Below are 17,382 nucleotides of genomic sequence, written 5' to 3'. Positions count from 1 at the left end.
CTGAACCTTTAATCAAGCGTGTTCGCCCAGGAGGGACTCTGTTTTTTTGGATTAAACCGGAATTTCGTCGGCGAAACTGGCCCGGCGGGTGAATTCAAAAGGGCCGGCCTGGGCTCCCCAGACGTGGGCGTCGGTTTCTGGGTCACGTCCGCGATCGTGGCTAATAAATTTGTCTTGGTCAATCTCGAATTCGCTGTCTAGATAGGTTTTTTTGCCTTTTCTGACCACCATGCAGCCTTTTCCGGGTTCGACAGACCCTTTGAAGCTGTTGCCCGTCCACTGCGTAATAAAGGTGCAGCCGGGAAGTAGAGTCAGTTGTTCTTTTTTGATTTCTTGCAGCCGTTGCGGGTCGCGGGCCGCGCCGTAGAATTGTTCTTCGTTTTCTATGGCATAATTTTCGATGTCGATTCGATCGCCCACGGGGACTAATTTCAAAACTCGGACTCGGTACGGTACATTCAGTTCAATATCGTAGGCTTGTTCTAGGTACAAGCTGAGGCCATCCAGAACTTCGACGGGTAAAGGCCTCATGCAGACGCGGATGTGGGCGAAGAATGGCGGGTTTTCAAAGGCTTGGGCTTGGTTGCTGAAATCGGCGGCCATCCAGCGGGCGAGGGTGACGATATCTGTGGAATGAGTCATTTCGATTTTAGATTTGGGATTTTCGATTTTAGATTGGGGATCTAGTAAAAATTATTTTAGGGGAAAGCGGGCGATCGGCTATAGAAGGTAGTTATATGCTTTACGAACCAGTAAAGAAAAGGTGGCGATCAGTACGGCATTAATCAACGTATCCCATTAGCGAGATCGTCCTTTTCTTCTACCAGCGCTGGAATTTTTAGTCGAACTCGCCCCATTGGTGCGCCCTCAATCTTCCAAAATCTCAACCAAATCTTCCATTGTCACGTCGAAAGCACGGGCAATTTTGTAGACAGCAGAAAGATCGACTGTGTTTAAAGCATCGCGCCTCCCGTAGCTTTTTACCGTGTTGTAGTTGACTCCCGATCGATCGGCAACTTCTTTGAACGTCCAACCTCTTTGCTCAGCTAGTTCTCGAATCCGCAGTCTAACGTAGCCCATATTTGGCTTGACATCGGTGCATATATACCCGACTATAGCTATGTACACTGAAAACGATCGCCCTCCTAGCCTCGAAAACTTAAGGGCGATCGCTTTTTCTACCACACCCCACGAACGTGGGGAAGGATTACCCTATGATACCAACATCCAAGCCCAAATTAAACACTCATCCCTGGTGTATCGTGCGGCAATTGCCAAATATGCAGCGATTGGTTGTTGCTAGGTTCCACCGCCGAGGTGATGCAGAGGGATATCTCCAGATTTTACGGCGGTTGTTGCCGGCGGCTAAACACGCGATCGTATTTGATACGACTGGGGTCGATAAATTGCCCGAAGTTCGATCGACTCAATTAGATTGAATGTTTTAATTAATCAGGAGCGATCGAGTTTTACAACAAGTGCGATCGCTCTTTCCTTAAATTCACTTAACAACGGATAAGCTACAATATTCCAAGAGTATCTGAGAGCTGTTATTCCTATGAATACTCAATTAATGGTAAAACCTTCTTCTTTGATGCCCCAAGGCATCAAAATGGTAGAATTTGGGAATATTTACTTATTCAGATTTACCGACGATCTCCAATCTCGCATGGAAGAACTGCTAGAGAGAAAAAGACTAGATTTGTTAACTGTCGATGAAATTCCAGAATTAGCTGGCATCATCGAACTATCCCGAATTTTTACCTTGATTAACGCCCAACTTTCCACCCAAGCTAAATGGTGTCCGATCGCACTCGACAATTTATACGACAACGAGCTAAATATCTCTGCGAATACTGCCACTCTCCAGAATATCTAAGCGCAGATCGCTTTACCATAGATCATCTCATGCCCAAATCTATCGGCGGATCTGATGACAGTGAAAATTTAGCATTAGCTTGCCGTCGCTGCAACGAACGCCACTACAATTTTACCAACGGAATTGACCAGGAAACTCAGCAAGAATGTTTATTATTTAATCCTCGTCAGCAGCAGTGGTCAGAACATTTTATCTGGACAGCAGATGGTCTAAATATTGTCCCTAAAACTCCCATAGGTCGAGCAACTTGCAATCGGCTTGACCTTAATGATGAACGTTATGATGAAGAGGATTCGATTCGGCGATCGCGCAGGTTTTGGGTAGAAGGTGGTTGGCATCCACCTGCTGAAGATGCTCGTCAATTAGAATAAGCACGATCGTTCAAGCCAAAAGTTTTATGAAATGAAGCACTTGCGCCGTCAATCTACAGATAAACCTAGAGATTTTTCGCGCAAATACTTCGCCCAAACGATACTTTTGCCAGAGATTAAATCCTCTGGTTGAGACATCTAAATTAGCAAATTAGATGAGTTTGACAGCCCGCAGACCAAACATCAGCACTGTCGCCAAGCCGATCATGCCGCCAAAAATCCCAAAATAAGTTATTGCTCCGCTAAGAGTCATGGCAATTTCTCCAAAACAATCAATAAAAAGACCTATAAGAACTATAATCTAAAATCTAATATCTAAATTAGATAAATATGCAATCCATAATTAAAGTTGACTTGGGGCCACAATCTTACAATGTTTGCGTGCGATCGGGCGGCTTAGACGAACTCGGCAGTCTGATGGGCGATCTAAGTTTGGGCAAAAAAGTGCTGCTGGTGTCGAATCAGTCGATTTTTCGGCAGTACGGCGAAAGAGCAACCGCAGCCCTCGAATCAGCCGGGCTGGAAGTCGGTACCTGCATTTTACCACCGGGAGAACAGTACAAAACTTTAAATTCGGTACAGAAAATTTACGGTGCGGCTTTGGAAAACCGCTTAGAACGTTCCTCGACAATGGTGGCTTTGGGCGGCGGGGTGGTTGGCGATATGACGGGTTTTGCTGCGGCGACGTGGCTGCGGGGAATTAATGTCGTACAAGTTCCGACTTCGCTGTTGGCCATGGTTGATGCTTCTATTGGTGGCAAAACGGGGGTAAATCATCCTTTAGGGAAGAATTTAATCGGGGCTTTTCACCAGCCGCGTTTGGTGTTAATTGACCCGGATGTACTCAAAACTCTGCCGGCGAGGGAGTTTCGTTCGGCGATGGCGGAAGTGATTAAGTACGGGGTGATTTGGGATGTTGAATTGTTTGAAAAGTTGGAAAAGTGCAAGCGTTTGGATCAAATGCGCTATGTGAAGGCGGATTTGTTGGCTGAAATTTTGAGTAGGTCTTGCCAAGCTAAGGCTGAGGTGGTCAGCAAAGACGAGAAGGAATCGGGTTTACGGGCGATTTTGAATTACGGGCACACCATCGGTCATGCTGTGGAAAGTTTGACCAATTACAAGGCGATCAATCACGGGGAAGGAGTGGCAATCGGCATGGCTGCGTCAAGCCGATTGGCTGTGGAGTTGGGAATGTGGGATGCTGAGTGCGATCGCCGTCAGTCTGCTTTGATTGAAAAAGCGGGTTTACCTGCCAAATTGCCTGCTGGTGTGGATGTTGAGGAAATTTTGCATACTTTGCAACTCGATAAGAAGGTGCAGGATGGCAAGGTGCGGTTTGTGTTGCCGGTGCGCTTGGGTGAGGCTGCTGTGAGCGATCGGGTGGATGGAGATTTGATTATACAAGTTTTGAAGGAAATGCTTTAGATTCTCGTTTTTGGGTGTGTTTAACCGCCGCTGAACGCTGATTCACGCCGATCGCCAAAGATGTTTTTTCTTTCAATCGGCGATCGGCGGTTGAGTTTAGGACTCGCTGGATCGCGAATTAATTTCCTCCAAAATTTTATCTACTCTGTTAGCAGCTTGAGTTCTACCTTGCTTGATAAATAACTCCTTAGCTTTTTTGAGACTGGCTACCGCCTCCGCTTGGTTTTCCTTGTCTCCTAGCTGGTACAAACCGACTCCTAAATTGTTTAAAGCATCGGGATATCGATCGTTAATTTTAACGGCTTGTCTCCACTGAACAATTGCCTCTGGCAACTGGCCTTGACTTGCCATTGCCACGCCTAAATCGTTGTGAGCTTTGGCGTGCTGTGGGTTGACTTCAATTGCTTTTTGGAATAGAACGATCGCATCGCTCATTTTATCTTGCCCCGACAGCATAGTTCCCAACTTGTAATAAGCATCCGCTTCTTTGGGATAGCGAGCGATTAGTTGCCGGTACAAAGCTTCGGCATTGACAGCATTTCCTTGACCGTAAAGGTCGTTGGCAGTTCTCAAACCCATCGTGTAGCCTTTACCTACAACTTGGCACTTTTTCTCGGAGTTGCCTTCCTGCTTGCAAATCCTTAGTTCGTCTCCCTTCATCTCGTAGGACAGAACTTCCCGAACAGCAGGGGTGCGGCGCGGGGGCTGCAAGTTCTGCGATTGCAAGTTTTGGGAGAGTTGCAGGGCGATTGTCTCAGCTTGTGCCGGTTGGGCCGCTGCGACATTGCAGATTCCTGCACCCAACAAAAGGCTTGGGGCAATCCACCTCAAAGGTTTGAGCCAGGGAAACTCTCGATCGTTTTTCATGTCTTTTGTGGAAACGTGTTGTTGATATGCTGGGTTTCACTAGCGCCGTAAGAGTCGGAGCCGATGGGGCCCACCCGATGAAATAGTTAGTTATTAACAGTCGAGATATTTTAGCACTGCGGGGCCGAGTTTGAGTTAAATTAGAGTAGAATTCCGATCGATTCTCAGTCAACCTTAGCAGGAAAATAGAAATGGGGCAGTCTATTCTTACCATGCTCTTTGCGCTCATCCTCGGCTACGCTGTTAACTCAAGCGTCAAAATAGTCAGCGGTGGCGACGAAGCTTTAGTGGAACGTTTGGGTCAATACAAGCGCACCCTCAAGCCAGGATTCCACTTTATCAGTCCCCTGGTCGAAAAAGTCGTCTGCGTGGACACAAGCCGTGAAAGAGTTTTAGACATTAAACCTCAGTCAGCAATCACGGGAGATAATGTGGCTCTCGAAGTCGATGCCGTTGTGTATTGGCGGGTTGTAAATTTACAGAAAGCTTATTATGGAATCGATCAAATTGAAAATGCGATCGCCAACTTAGTGTTAACGACGTTTCGCGCTGAAATTGGTCGATTGCCCATGCAAGACATCTTGGGTTCCCGAGATGACATGAATAAAAAGTTACTCAAGAAGTTGGACGAAGCTACCGAAACTTGGGGTGTCAAAGTAATTCGGGTGGAAATTCAAAGCATTACACCTCCGAAAAGGGTGCAAGAAGCTATGGAATTGGAGCGCGCCACCAAGAGCGAGTGGCAAGCAATGGTTAATAAGGCGATCGGGACTAAGGAGTATATGAGGCTCTTAGTTGAAGCTTTAGACTCCCATCCCAATAGCAAGCAAGTTTTGAATTACTTAGTAACAGAAAAATACTTAGACGCTCAACAAAAATTGGGCGAAAGCGACAATGCCAAAATTCTGTTTATGGACCCGAGGAGCATGACCGAAGCCCTGGGCGAGCTGATGGGTTCTATGCCCGATGTGATTCATTCTGAGGGCGGAGAAATGAAAGTTATCGATACTCCGACTTCTCAAGACTGATTCCTGAAGATAGCGTCGGCAACCAGACAAACATCGTGCATTTCTCTGACATCGTGAACTCGCAAGATATCTGCCAAATTTGCGATCGCACCTGTACAAGCCGCCGCTGTCCCCCAAACTCTTTGTTTCGCTTCTGGCTGATTCAAAATGTGACCGATGAAGCTTTTTCGCGATACTCCCACTAAAATGGGACAGTTTAAAACACGGAATTTTCGCAACTCTCGCAGAATTTCTAAGTTTTGACTGTAATTCTTAGCAAAACCAATACCAGGGTCGAGAATTATTTGAGATTTGTCAATCCCCGCAGCAACTGCTGCCGCAATTCGACTCTCGAAAAATTCCCCAATTTCTCCCATTAAATCCAGATAATCTGTGAGTTGTTGCATCGTCTGGGGAGTACCCCGAATGTGCATCAAAATTATTGGCACTTTTAACTGAGCAACGGTTGACAGCATTTCCGCATCAAAAGTAGCTCCCGAAATATCGTTAATTATATCCGCTCCCGCCTCAACCGCAGCTTTAGCAACCTGCGATCTGGTAGTATCGACCGAAATAGGAACTGAGCCAAAAATATCGGCTTTTTGTCGCAGTATTTGTACTACAGGTATAACGCGATCAATCTCTTCTTCTAAAGATATTTCCGCTGCACCTGGCCGAGTAGATTGACCGCCAATATCAATAATATCAACTCCAGATTTTACCATATTTTCAGCTTGCGCTAAAGTAGATTCTATGGTATAGAAATCTCCGCCGTCACTAAAACTGTCAGGGGTTACGTTCACAACGCCCATCAAATAAGTTCGTTTTCCCCACTCAAAAACTTTATTTCTAATTGTAATTTTTTTGTTATTTATCATATCACCTAATCACTCGGCGATTGAAATCGCTTCTTGTAAAACGAAATTCATCTCTAAAATACGCAAGAATAAAGCAGAAGCGCCATTCTTAATTCAACCAAAACTTAACCAGCTAAAAACAGTGTCAACTGTCAATTCTAATTCAATTTTATCAATTATTGGCAACAGATATGCACCTTTGTACAGTTCTACTTTTTGTCCTGGAAATACTGCCAAAATACTCTCTTCTTCTGGATCTAGCAACCACCCCAACTCAGTGCCGTTTCGCGAACAGTGGAGTAAGTTACTCAGCACTTTTGTTTGGCTTTGGTTTGGAGAGAGAATTTCTATCGACCAGTCGGGATTAATGTCAAAGCGGTTAGCAATTCTACCCGACGGCAAACAAGGAATTCTTTCCCATCGGAATACTGCTACATCTGGCACGATTGATGCGCCGCCAAAAGTGCAGCGCAACTCGGGAAAAGCATTGGCAATTTTCCGAGTTTTCGCTACTTGATTGATAGTCTTGCAGAGTTCACCTTGAAGTACGCTGTGTTCACCTTGAGGCATGGGCTTCTGAATGATTTGTCCCTCAAGAAATTCTGAGGCCGGTTCAGTTTCAGGAAGTTTGAGGAACTCGTCTAAGGCTGGCTTGGGTTTAACGATCGCAGTCATAGGTTAATTCTCCCGATCCGAGAAACACTGAACGGCACATCACAATTGTAGGCGATAGCTGTTTAATTCCCGCTGCCCTTGTTCCAATTACCAGTTAACACTTACCAATTAGCAATTACCTAATTACTGATAATTGACAATTCGAGCAAAACTCGCAGCTTCCAAACTAGCACCGCCTACCAGAACCCCGTCAATCTCAGGCATCGCCATAACTTCATCAATATTCTCCGGTTTAACAGAGCCGCCGTACTGAATTGGCACGCCCGGATTAGTCAATTTACTGCGAATCAAACCAATAACTCGGTTAGCTTCCTTCGTTTCGCAAGTATCGCCAGTGCCGATCGCCCAAATCGGCTCGTAAGCAATTACCAACTTATTTTGGTCAACATCAACTAGATCTTTTTCCAACTGAGAAAAAATGTGAGATTCAGTTTCCCCTGCATCTCGCTGCTGCTTGGTTTCCCCAACGCACAGAATCGGAATTAAATCGTATTTCTGAGCCGCTTTCAGCCGCAAATTCACCGTTTCGTCAGTTTCCCCAAAATATTGGCGTCGCTCGCTGTGGCCTACGATGACATAGCGCACACCAAGTTCACTGAGCATTGGCCCGGAAATTTCCCCAGTAAAAGCTCCAGACTCTTGCCAGTGGACGTTCTGAGCACCGAGTCTGATCCGGCTGCCGTGCAAATTTTTCGAGAGGACAGCCAAGGAAGTGAAGGGAACGCAAAGCACGACTTCCCGTTCCTCTGGGGTTTCCGTCAGGCAGGACATGAATCCTTGAAGAAACTCTAGGGATTCAGTCCTAGTTTTGTACATTTTCCAGTTGCCAGCAATAACTATTTTCCGCACGGGTGACTCAGTAGCTCTGTGAACATCAAAATCAGGCAAATTATAGTGTAAAGCTTTAGGGTACCTTTCGAGCCCTTATTGCCCAAACTCAATGCGAGCTTGCTCAACTAAGTCAACGGTGACGACTTCGGTTTCGGCTTCGCGGGCCAACTGCTCGATGCGGACGCGGGCTTGTCCCCGGACAAAGTAGGGAATATTTTTCAGCTTCGCCTTGGCTTCTGGCGTCCATTTTAAATCATCGGAAAATTCGGAATCGGGCATGGCGTTTTGAGCGATCGACTACAAGCCTTCATGGATCTGGCTTTGATGGAAAGCCTTGATTTCTTAAATTTACCACGAGTTGCGATCGCCCCACACCTTCTCACTCTGCCTTAAATTTGTTGCCTAAAATAGCCGACGCTTCTTGTAAAAGCTGATTCTGCTCTTGTCGAATTGCCTCCAACCTGGCCAAAATATTAGCAAGTCGTTCTTGAGACTCCAAACTGTTTGATTCCACTCCCCTCAATTGTAAACCTGAATTATTTTTGTCTTCGGTATTCTTTGAAACCAATGAGTTTACAGCCACTCTACCGACATTACTTACAGATTTAGAGCCGACAGTCAAAACTCTTTGCATAAATTTTACAGGGCTTTGCAGAATAAATAATCATCCTTCAGCAAACAAGCTACTTAAACCCTGAAAAAGACCCAATATAATGAATGTAAATAGCAGTATCAGTGCTAAAAATATCAGCGGATGACTCACAAACCAGAAGACTACAGGGTGAGAATCAATCCATTTTGTGACGGTAGCATTAATAGCACTTTGAAGGGCATCTGAAGCGGTATCGCTCATATTTGTCGCCTTGTGAATGCTATCTTCTAATGAAGCCTTAGCCTTTTCGGTAGCTTGATTTACACTCTCTACAGCTTGGCTAGTGCTTTGATTCAGAGTATTGATCGCAGAGTTAGTAGTTTGATTAATAGTTTCTTTAGCACTTGCCGCAGAGTGAGAAACAGCATCAACAGCTTTGTTGGTACTTTCACTGATGCGACTAACTGCTTGATTGCCGACTTCCGATATAGAAAGCCTCACTTTTTCTGTTTTCTCCGCTACAGTACCTAAAGCATTGTTCGTAGCTTGATTAACAGTATTAACGGCATAATTCGTAGTTTGAGTGAGAGCTTCTTTTGCCTGAAATGCAGTTTGTGAGAGAGAAAATTTAGCTTCCGCTGTTGCTTCTGAAGTAGAATTCACTGCTTTTCCGACTTGTTCCGTCCAAACTTCTTTCGTTTTTTGAAAGCTTTGAGAAAAATCTTGAGAAAAATCAGGGAGTGTTACTTCCATAGTCAGTGATCTCCATCAAGTTAATTTACTGTTTTCCAGTGATTATAGTATATAGCAATTCTTGCAGGAGTCATAATTTTTTTACCCACCCCAACCCTCCCCGAACTCGCGGGGAGTCCGTAAGAAATTCACAAATGATGCGAGAATTGCTATAGTATTAGCTTCCATGCCCCCATGCTTTGAAAGATAGTGCCAACGCTTTGACGATGTGTTCCAGACTCAAGCCCAAAGACAGGAGTTTATACACTATCTGGGGGGATTATTGGGAGAAAGAAGAGAAACAACCTATCGGAGAAGGCGCAAAAGGCTGTAAAAATTTCTTAACAAAGCTTACGCCTTTTGGCCGTCAGAGCTTCCTGGTGCGGACAAACGCTCAACTAAGGGCGAAGCTATACGCGATAATGTGACCATCAGATGTATTTCCCAAAAATAGCTCGGACGATCGCTCAAAGATGAGGTAGGAATTTGATGCACCTGAAAAAGGCTGAATTTAGTTGAGAAATATAGCATATTATTCCAGTGGTGATCGCGGGATAACTGGCGATCGTTCGTCAAAGCTCGCTCGACGTTGTAAAAACTGTTTAATGCCCCCCAAAATAATTACATATTTACAAAAATTAGCGCAAGTTACCAGACTTTATATCCCCAAAAAAAAGCGAGAAATTTTAAGTTGAGTGTGGCTGTTGGTTTAACAAACCGGACGCTGCCGAGGATGTTGTTGCGGCAGCTTATCTGGTGTATAATTTATGACATATTTGCCAAGTTTTCACTTTCCATCCCACGGTCAAAATATGCTAGGCTAGAATGTTTCCAAAGTTTAAGATACACCCTGACGTATGTATCAATCATTAGAAGAGTCAGCCATTTCGACTAACCCATCTACGGAATCGTCCTCTCTAATTCTGATTGTGGATGACGATGCCTTGATTCGTTTGCAACTTAGACTGTATTTACAGAAGGAAAAATACCGAGTGGCCGAAGCTAGTGATGGGTTGACAGGGCTAGCAGCTTATGAGGAAGTACATCCAGACCTGATCCTGCTAGATGCAGTGATGCCTACTATGGATGGTTTTGCTTGTTGTCAAAAATTATCTGAAGTGCCTGAGAGCGATCGCCCACCTATTTTGATGATTACTAGCTTGGAAGACAAAGAATCTGTCGATCGAGCGTTTGCAGCAGGAGCGGCTGACTATATCACTAAGCCGATTCACTGGGCTGTTCTGGGACAGAGAGTGCGACGGTTGATTCAGCAATTCCACTTGCAACAGCAACAAACCCTACTTTACAAACAGCTAGAAGCCGCCAATCGGCAATTAAAATACCTCGCGTCAATTGACGGCTTGACTCAGATTGCCAATCGCCGTCAGTTTGACCAACAGCTAGAGGAGGAGTGGCGACGCATGACGAGGCAGCAAACTCCTTTGTCACTGATTTTGTGTGATATCGATTTATTCAAGCCTTACAACGATACTTATGGACACCAAGCAGGGGATGTATGTTTACAGCAAGTTGCCGCAGCTCTCAATCGCAGTATTAATCGAGCTGGAGATTTAGTCGCACGTTATGGAGGTGAAGAATTTGTAGTGATTTTGCCCGAAACAGAGCTTGAGGGAGCCGTCCAAATCGTTAAAAAAATTCAGGATTGCATCCAAGCTTTAGCAATAGTTCATAAGAGTTCTCCGAATCATTGCATTACGCTCAGCTTCGGTATTACCAGTGTGATTCCTACCCAAGAGAGCCGGCCAGAAACTTTAATTACTGCTGCCGATGCAGCACTTTATCAAGCCAAAGACAAAGGTCGTAATACTTTTTGCACCAAGATTCATACAGTTAATGAATTCACCCGTTAAATCATAAGGGTAAGAACTATGCCTCTCGAAATTGGGAATAATTATTTTTTAAAAGTTTAGCGAAATATCAAGTCCTGCATGAGTAAGCCTTGATTTTAGTATTAAAGCCTCAATAATCGGTTGTGCGACATTCATGAAAACTGTCAGGGATAGAACGAGAGTGTGTCTACGACAATTTTTTACCAAAATCAGTTTATATTCAGCAAGTAGCGATTCTAGAAGTTTATGGAAGGAGCTAGCTCAGTGCGTGATCAAAGATGGTTTGGTGCGATCGCCCTTCTCACTGGTGCGGGTTTTCTGGGCAACTATTTCAGTGTGTCTCTTTTATTTGGGGTTGATTTTCTCTTTGGCAGTATTGCGGTACTGATTATTACTTACTATTTCGGCTGGGGCTGGGGAGGCTTGGCTGGTCTAATAGCAGGCAGCTATACTTATGTCCTTTGGCATCATCCATACGCCACGATTATTTTGGTAATTGAGGCTCTGTTTGTAGGGTTTCTTTGCAAGAAGCGCAAACATCCGAACCTCCTTTTATTCGATGGGATTTACTGGTTCTTAATTGGAATGCCCCTCGTTTGGCTTTTCTACGGTCAAATGATGCACATGGACGCGAATCAAGCCATCCTCGTTATGTGCAAACAAGCAGCCAACGGCATTTTTAATGCCTTAGTTGCCAGCTTAATCATTTCGTATGCGCCGAGAAATCGGTGGGTTATTCATTCAAAACATCTCGCCCTCTCTTTACAACAAACTATTTTTCATCTGTTGGTTGCTTTTGTCTTTATTCCAGGACTGCTCCTATTAGTGATTGATGGTAGATCCTTTCTTGGTCAAATCCAGACAACGGTGCAAACGGAGTTACAAACAAACGCAAAAAGTCTCACGAGCGCAATATCTAGATGGCATCAGCGACATCTCTTAGCTTTGAATACATTAGCTGAGAAATCGCTCATACCTGAAGCCGCAACTGCTGCTAATACAGCGATTAAATCATCCGAGCAGCTAGAACAAAACATTAGCCTGATCGAGCAGTTGTTGCCAGATTTTGACAAAATTTATGCGACCGATTCATCGGGAAAGATTTTAGCTACTTCTTCTCCTTTTAATCAAAGCCGTCGGCGGTTGATCGAAGAAAGCAGGGAACATAAATCTCTCATTACCCAGGCTCAAAAGCGATCAAAACCTTGGATGACTTCTATCCACAAAGATTTATTAATGGACGAAACTCATGTAGGATTGAATGTACCCCTGCAAGTTCAAGGTCGTTTTCTTGGGGTAATCCACGGTTCATTAGGATTGACCAAGATCAAATCTCTCTACATTTTCCAGAGTAACGATCGGCAATTAGGCATTACATTGCTCGATGAAAACAACCGAGTCATTGCGAGTAATCAATCCGACCAAAAGCTTTTGATTAGGGTTCAGGATTCAAAGAACGGCAGCACTCGCACCTTAGAGGGAACCTTGCAGCAGTGGCTTCCTAGCAATGGCAAAAATCCGATGATCCGTTGGAAAAACTCTCTGTATATACAGGAATTTACAATTAGCTCCGATCTGGACTGGAGATTACGTTTAGAAATTCCAGCCTCTCCCTATGTAGAAAATTTACAAAATCGCTACAAGGCTGACTTGATTATTCTACTCGTCATCACCATGTTGGCATTTTTGTTTGCAACGCTGGTTAGCGAACGACTGGTCAAGCCATTATCCTATTTAGCTGGTGCGACTGCTGACTTACCCAACAAGCTTTCAGAAGGAACATTTGAATGGAAACATAGCTCTGTTACTGAAATCAATGAGCTTGCTCGCAATTTTCAATTGATGGCGATCGCACTCAATCAAAGGTTTAGGGAGATTAAACAGGCTAACGCCACATTAGAAGAGCGGGTTCAAGAACGAACGCAAAAATTATCCAGAATCAATCGCTCTCTCAAAGGTGAAATTCAGAGACGTAAACAAGCCGAAGCTGAATTAAGAACAAGAGAGGCGGCGATACGATCTTTATATGAAGCTACTTCTACCCAAAATCTCAATTTTGAGCAGCGCATCCAAGCGTTGATTGACATGGGATGTGAGAATTTAGGGCTGGAAAGTGGCATTTTAGCTCGCGTGCAAAATAATCTTTATGAGGTAATGGTTGCGCGATCGCCCGATCGAGTCCTGAAACCAGGTGATGCCCTTGATATTAAGCAAACTTTGTGCTGTGAAGCTTTAGACACAAATGAACCCCTAACCATCGAACATATAGGCACCTCAAAATGGCGTTACCATCCTGCCTATCTTGCCCAAGGCATGGAAGCTTATATTGGAACACGAGTTTTAGTTGCAGGCAAAGTTTACAGTACCCTCAGCTTTTCTAGCAAATCTCCCCGTGCAGACAGCTTTAAATCTGCCCATGTGGAATTACTGAAGCTGATGGCTCAATGGATAGGTAGTGAAATTGAACGGCATGAGGCAGAAGTCGCTCTGCAAGCGAGTGAAGAGCGGTGGGAACTCGCCCTACGTGGTAGTAATGATGGGGTATGGGATTGGAACGTCAACACCAATGAAGTATTCTTCTCGGCTCGCTGGAAACAGATGTTGGGCTACGAAGACCATGAACTCCCTAATCACCTGGATGAATGGAGCAAGCGGGTGCATCCCAATGATCTCGATTGGGTGATGCAAGTAATTCAAGATCACTTTGAGGGCAAAACTCCCTTTTATATTACAGAACATCGATTGCTTTGCAAGGATGGGAGCTACAAATGGATTTTAGCTCGAGGGCAAGCGCTTTTGGATGAAGCAGGCAAAGTTGTCCGTATGACTGGTTCTCACAGCGATACTACCGATCGCAAAAAGTTGGAGCAGGAAATTCAAGCCAGAGAGCAATTATTGAATGCTTTCTTTAACGGAGCTTCCCTAGCAGGGGTGGGGCTGTGTATCCACGATCGGCAGTTTAAATTTTTACAAATCAATGAGGCACTAGCTGAATTTAATGGCCACTCTGTGGAGGCTCACTTAGGTAAGACAACCGATGATATTTTGGGAGAATTTGCTGCTGGTGTAAATCAACTATTACAAAAGGTTTTAGCAACTGGAAAACCTTCGATCAATTTGGAAATTAGCACAGCATTATCCAGTCCAACGGGTGTCAAGCGCCACTGGCTCGTTTCTCACTTTCCCATTTTCAAGGATGCAGAGCAGCCTGTAGCAGTGGGTTGCATTCTAATTGAAATTAGCGATCGCAAACGCGCCGAAGCAGAACTGCAACAAATGAGTGCCGCGCTAGAAAATGCCGTAGCAGGCATCTCTCGACTCGATACTCAAGGACGCTATCTGTTTGTTAACGCAACTTATGCCGCCATCACGGGATATCAGCCGGAGGAAATGCTAGGGATGGACTGGCAAAGAACCGTTGCTCCTGAAGATGTTGAGAGAATGGTAGCTGCTTATCAACAGATGTTGAGAGAGGGCAGAGTTGAGGTTGAGGCTAGGGGGATGCGAAAAGATGGCTCCAGCTTCTATAAACAATTGGTGATGGTTTCTGCTTATGACGAGCAAAATGTCTTTGTGGGGCATCACTGCTTTATGAAGGATATTACCGATCGCAAGCAGGCAGAAGAAGCACTACAGCGACAGTTGCAAAAAGCCCTACTGCTGAAGCAAATTACCCAAGAAATTCGGCAAAGCCTCAATGCTCAGCAGATATTTGAAACGGCTGCTATTCAGATTGGGCAAACTTTTGGGGCCAGTCGCTGCTTAATTCGCACTTACCTGGACAATCCACAGCCTCAGTTTCCTGTCGTTGCAGAGTATCTAACACCCGGAGCAGCCCCCAGCAGGGAGCATGACATTCTGGCCGCGAGTCCTGCTTATACAAAACAGTTGATGGCTCAAGATGAAGCGATCGCCTCCCCGGATGTCTATTGCGATTCATTACTCTCCTCTGCTCATTCAATTTTTACCAGACTCAAATTGAGATCGACATTAGTAGTGCGAACTTCTTATCAAGGAGAGCCGAATGGTGCCATTTGTTTGCACCAGTGCGATCGTTACCGTCATTGGACTCCCGATCAAGTGGATCTGCTAGAATCCGTCGCGACTCAAGTAGGAATTGCCCTCGCTCAAGCCAAATTACTAGAGCAAGAAACTCGACAACGAGAAGAATTAACTCTGAAAAACTGTGCCCTGGAGCAAACTAGACGAGAAGCCGAAGCTGCGAACCGAGCCAAAAGTGAGTTTCTGGCGATGATGAGCCATGAAATTCGCACTCCCATGAATGCGGTTATTGGCATGACGGGACTACTGCTAGATACAGAACTCAAGGCTCAACAGCGAGACTTTATCGAGACGATTCGCAATAGTGGGGATACGCTTCTGAGTATCATCAACGACATCCTTGACTTCTCCAAAATTGAGTCGGGCAAGCTGGAGCTAGAAAAGCATCCCTTGAGCTTGAGAGATTGCATAGAAGGTGCGATCGATCAACTTGCAGTTAAAGCAGATGAGAAGAATATTGAGTTGGGCTACCTGATCCACCCTAAGACTCCTAATTTCATTTTGGGTGATGTCACCCGTCTCCGTCAGATTCTAGTTAACTTGCTCAACAATGCGATTAAGTTTACTGAAACTGGGGAAGTTACCATTTCCGTGGAAGCCTCTCTAGTGGATTCTGACAAAACAATTTCTGAGCCAGGGAACTTGTCAGAAAGCTTGTATGAAATCCAGTTTGCCATTCAAGACACAGGCATTGGTATTCCAGCCAACCGGCTCGATCGACTGTTTAAGTCTTTTAGTCAAGTAGATGCTTCGACGACTCGGCAGTATGGAGGGACAGGTTTAGGTCTGGCGATTAGTAAGCGACTTAGTGAAATGATGAACGGCATGATGTGGGTTGAGACCAGAGGTCACGTCGGAGGAACCCCTTCACCCAAATGGCTAGCCACTAATTCTCATCGAGTCACAATGGGTTCTACCTTCTACTTCACAATTGTGGCTTCCTCTGTGGCTACTGAGTTAGCGGAACCGATGGAAATGATACCAGAACTATCTGGCAAGCGTTTATTAATCGTGGATGACCAGCCCACTAACCGACAAATTCTGACATTGCAAGCCGAGACTTGGGGGATGCAGAGTCGGGCTGCCCAATCGGCTGTGGAAGCGCTCAATTGGCTTGAGACTGGAGAAACCTTTGATGTGGCTATTTTAGATATGCAAATGCCACAAATGGACGGCCTCACACTCGCCTCAGCCATCCACCAGCATCCTAAGTGCCACCGTTTACCCCTAGTATTGCTGACTTCAATGGGCTACCCAGAAGCGAGTTCTTCAGCCCTCTCCACCCACTTTGCGGCTTGTTTAAGCAAACCCATCAAACAATCCCAGCTCTATCAAATACTGATCCATGTGCTACAAGGTCAACCGAAAAAATTTCAACAACAGCTTCCTAGATCTGTCCAGGATGATATGAAACTGGCCCAGACACTCCCACTGCGAATTCTTTTAGCAGAAGATCATCTGGTGAATCAGAAGGTGGCACTGCTGCTGTTAGAGCGTTTGGGATACCGTGCCGATGTTGCTGCCAATGGATTAGAAGTCTTGGAAGCCCTGAATCGCCAGCCTTATGATGTGGTGTTGATGGATGTACAAATGCCAGAGATGGATGGACTAGAAGCCAGCCGTCGTATTTGCCAGGAGTGGCCCGCTCATGCTCGTCCCAGAATTATTGCCATGACGGCGAATGCCATGCAGGGCGATCGCCAGGTTTGTCTTGATGCTGGCATGAATGACTATATCAGTAAACCGATTCGAGTAGAGGCTCTCACGCAAGCGCTGAGTCAGTGTCCACCCAACCCGGAACCGCAGCAGGCCCACAAGGAGGAATCAGATAGCAACAAGCCAGAAATTGATAAGCCAGCGGTTAACCTCACAGAACTGCAAGCCTTCTGTAGCAGCATCGATCAAGATTCAACCCAGATTTTGAGCTTGCTGGCGAACTGCTACTTTGAGGAATCTCTAAAGTTGCTACAAGCTATGAAATTAGCGATCGCCCAAGCGGATACTCAAACCCTAAAGCGAGTGGCTCATACCCTCAAAGGCAGTAGTGCGAATCTAAGCGCGGCTCCTCTCGCCCAGCTTTGTAGCAGGTTAGAAGTCATCAGTACCTCTGGTGAACTAGATCAAGCCTCAACCCTATTGGCTCAAATCGAGGGTGAGTACGATCGTGTCAAAAATACTCTCCAACAAGAACTACAAGCATAGCGAAACTAATCTATGAAACTCAATTAAATAGG

The 17,382-nt window shown here is 45.2% G+C and carries 16 protein-coding genes; 7 read left to right on the top strand and 9 right to left on the bottom strand.

Going from position 1 to position 17,382, the window contains the following annotated elements:
- Positions 1-51: 51 nt before the first annotated feature.
- The gene (locus tag QUA90_RS15305; protein WP_333446353.1) at positions 52-642 is read right to left on the bottom strand and encodes a chromophore lyase CpcT/CpeT; all 591 of its coding nucleotides are present in this window, start codon (positions 640-642) and stop codon (positions 52-54) included.
- 225 nt (positions 643-867) lie between these two features.
- A complete protein-coding gene (locus tag QUA90_RS15300) occupies positions 868-1,080 on the bottom strand; it encodes a helix-turn-helix domain-containing protein (protein WP_332942973.1) in 213 nt (70 codons plus the stop codon).
- Between the two features lie 134 nt (positions 1,081-1,214).
- On the opposite strand from QUA90_RS15300, the gene QUA90_RS15295 reads away from it, so the two are divergent.
- From QUA90_RS15295 to QUA90_RS15285, 3 genes are all read left to right on the top strand, one after another.
- Entirely contained in the window at positions 1,215-1,439 is a 225-nt protein-coding gene (locus QUA90_RS15295) for a hypothetical protein (protein ID WP_333446351.1), read from the top strand.
- 119 nt (positions 1,440-1,558) lie between these two features.
- Positions 1,559-1,879 carry a hypothetical protein gene (locus tag QUA90_RS15290; RefSeq protein WP_333211457.1) on the top strand — a complete coding sequence of 107 codons (321 nt, stop codon included), beginning with the start codon at positions 1,559-1,561 and terminating at the stop codon, positions 1,877-1,879.
- Positions 1,880-1,908: 29 nt separating this feature from the next.
- Positions 1,909-2,250 carry an HNH endonuclease gene (locus QUA90_RS15285; protein ID WP_333446349.1) on the top strand — a complete coding sequence of 114 codons (342 nt, stop codon included), beginning with the start codon at positions 1,909-1,911 and terminating at the stop codon, positions 2,248-2,250.
- A gap of 151 nt (positions 2,251-2,401) precedes the next feature.
- On the opposite strand, the gene petL is transcribed toward QUA90_RS15285, so the two are convergent.
- The gene (gene petL / locus QUA90_RS15280; RefSeq protein ID WP_006633742.1) at positions 2,402-2,503 is read right to left on the bottom strand and encodes a cytochrome b6-f complex subunit PetL; all 102 of its coding nucleotides are present in this window, start codon (positions 2,501-2,503) and stop codon (positions 2,402-2,404) included.
- A 77-nt stretch (positions 2,504-2,580) separates the two neighbouring features.
- Here petL and aroB point away from each other — a divergent pair, with 77 nt between their 5' ends.
- Positions 2,581-3,675 carry a 3-dehydroquinate synthase gene (gene aroB / locus QUA90_RS15275; RefSeq protein WP_333446347.1) on the top strand — a complete coding sequence of 365 codons (1,095 nt, stop codon included), beginning with the start codon at positions 2,581-2,583 and terminating at the stop codon, positions 3,673-3,675.
- A 96-nt stretch (positions 3,676-3,771) separates the two neighbouring features.
- On the opposite strand, the gene QUA90_RS15270 is transcribed toward aroB, so the two are convergent.
- Positions 3,772-4,542, bottom strand: a complete 771-nt coding sequence (locus tag QUA90_RS15270) for a tetratricopeptide repeat protein (protein ID WP_333330034.1) — start codon at positions 4,540-4,542, stop codon at positions 3,772-3,774.
- 191 nt (positions 4,543-4,733) lie between these two features.
- Between QUA90_RS15270 and QUA90_RS15265 the strand changes: the two genes are divergently transcribed.
- Positions 4,734-5,570, top strand: a complete 837-nt coding sequence (locus QUA90_RS15265; RefSeq protein ID WP_333231035.1) for a stomatin-like protein — start codon at positions 4,734-4,736, stop codon at positions 5,568-5,570.
- On the opposite strand, the gene folP is transcribed toward QUA90_RS15265, so the two are convergent.
- From folP to QUA90_RS15240, 5 genes are all read right to left on the bottom strand, one after another.
- Positions 5,561-6,427 carry a dihydropteroate synthase gene (folP, locus tag QUA90_RS15260; RefSeq protein ID WP_333446345.1) on the bottom strand — a complete coding sequence of 289 codons (867 nt, stop codon included), beginning with the start codon at positions 6,425-6,427 and terminating at the stop codon, positions 5,561-5,563. The two genes, QUA90_RS15265 and folP, sit on opposite strands and share 10 nt — an antisense overlap.
- A 93-nt stretch (positions 6,428-6,520) precedes the next feature.
- Positions 6,521-7,081: a Uma2 family endonuclease gene (locus QUA90_RS15255; protein ID WP_333387897.1), complete on the bottom strand. Its 561-nt coding sequence runs from the start codon at positions 7,079-7,081 to the stop codon at positions 6,521-6,523.
- Positions 7,082-7,204: 123 nt separating this feature from the next.
- Complete coding sequence (tpiA, locus tag QUA90_RS15250) at positions 7,205-7,930, bottom strand: triose-phosphate isomerase (RefSeq protein ID WP_333446375.1); 726 nt, start codon at positions 7,928-7,930, stop codon at positions 7,205-7,207.
- A 75-nt stretch (positions 7,931-8,005) separates the two neighbouring features.
- Positions 8,006-8,191, bottom strand: a complete 186-nt coding sequence (locus tag QUA90_RS15245) for a PCP reductase family protein (protein WP_006633749.1) — start codon at positions 8,189-8,191, stop codon at positions 8,006-8,008.
- Positions 8,192-8,576: 385 nt separating this feature from the next.
- A complete protein-coding gene (locus QUA90_RS15240) occupies positions 8,577-9,257 on the bottom strand; it encodes a hypothetical protein (RefSeq protein ID WP_333446343.1) in 681 nt (226 codons plus the stop codon).
- An 836-nt stretch (positions 9,258-10,093) separates the two neighbouring features.
- Between QUA90_RS15240 and QUA90_RS15235 the strand changes: the two genes are divergently transcribed.
- Entirely contained in the window at positions 10,094-11,107 is a 1,014-nt protein-coding gene (locus QUA90_RS15235; RefSeq protein WP_333446341.1) for a PleD family two-component system response regulator, read from the top strand.
- 225 nt (positions 11,108-11,332) lie between these two features.
- Positions 11,333-17,350, top strand: a complete 6,018-nt coding sequence (locus QUA90_RS15230) for a response regulator (protein ID WP_445300113.1) — start codon at positions 11,333-11,335, stop codon at positions 17,348-17,350.
- The last annotated feature ends 32 nt before the right edge of the window (positions 17,351-17,382 follow it).

This window comes from Microcoleus sp. D3_18_C4, assembly GCF_036702355.1.
In the GTDB taxonomy this organism is placed as follows: Bacteria; Cyanobacteriota; Cyanobacteriia; order Cyanobacteriales; family Microcoleaceae; genus Microcoleus.
Note: the sequence above shows the minus strand (reverse complement) of the source record. Positions and strands in the feature narration are given on the sequence as shown.

Bases quoted from the DNA above. Each gene is read 5' to 3' on its own strand.
- aroB (WP_333446347.1), top strand. From the start codon at position 2,581: ATGCAATCCATAATTAAAGTTGACTTGGGGCCACAATCTTACAATGTT.
- QUA90_RS15245 (WP_006633749.1), bottom strand. From the start codon at position 8,191: ATGCCCGATTCCGAATTTTCCGATGATTTAAAATGGACGCCAGAAGCC.
- QUA90_RS15295 (WP_333446351.1), top strand. From the start codon at position 1,215: ATGATACCAACATCCAAGCCCAAATTAAACACTCATCCCTGGTGTATC.
- QUA90_RS15230 (WP_445300113.1), top strand. From the start codon at position 11,333: ATGGAAGGAGCTAGCTCAGTGCGTGATCAAAGATGGTTTGGTGCGATC.
- QUA90_RS15270 (WP_333330034.1), bottom strand. From the start codon at position 4,542: ATGAAAAACGATCGAGAGTTTCCCTGGCTCAAACCTTTGAGGTGGATT.
- QUA90_RS15255 (WP_333387897.1), bottom strand. From the start codon at position 7,081: ATGACTGCGATCGTTAAACCCAAGCCAGCCTTAGACGAGTTCCTCAAA.
- QUA90_RS15300 (WP_332942973.1), bottom strand. From the start codon at position 1,080: ATGGGCTACGTTAGACTGCGGATTCGAGAACTAGCTGAGCAAAGAGGT.
- QUA90_RS15235 (WP_333446341.1), top strand. From the start codon at position 10,094: ATGTATCAATCATTAGAAGAGTCAGCCATTTCGACTAACCCATCTACG.
- QUA90_RS15290 (WP_333211457.1), top strand. From the start codon at position 1,559: ATGAATACTCAATTAATGGTAAAACCTTCTTCTTTGATGCCCCAAGGC.
- QUA90_RS15240 (WP_333446343.1), bottom strand. From the start codon at position 9,257: ATGGAAGTAACACTCCCTGATTTTTCTCAAGATTTTTCTCAAAGCTTT.
- folP (WP_333446345.1), bottom strand. From the start codon at position 6,427: ATGATAAATAACAAAAAAATTACAATTAGAAATAAAGTTTTTGAGTGG.
- QUA90_RS15285 (WP_333446349.1), top strand. From the start codon at position 1,909: ATGCCCAAATCTATCGGCGGATCTGATGACAGTGAAAATTTAGCATTA.
- QUA90_RS15305 (WP_333446353.1), bottom strand. From the start codon at position 642: ATGACTCATTCCACAGATATCGTCACCCTCGCCCGCTGGATGGCCGCC.
- petL (WP_006633742.1), bottom strand. From the start codon at position 2,503: ATGACTCTTAGCGGAGCAATAACTTATTTTGGGATTTTTGGCGGCATG.
- QUA90_RS15265 (WP_333231035.1), top strand. From the start codon at position 4,734: ATGGGGCAGTCTATTCTTACCATGCTCTTTGCGCTCATCCTCGGCTAC.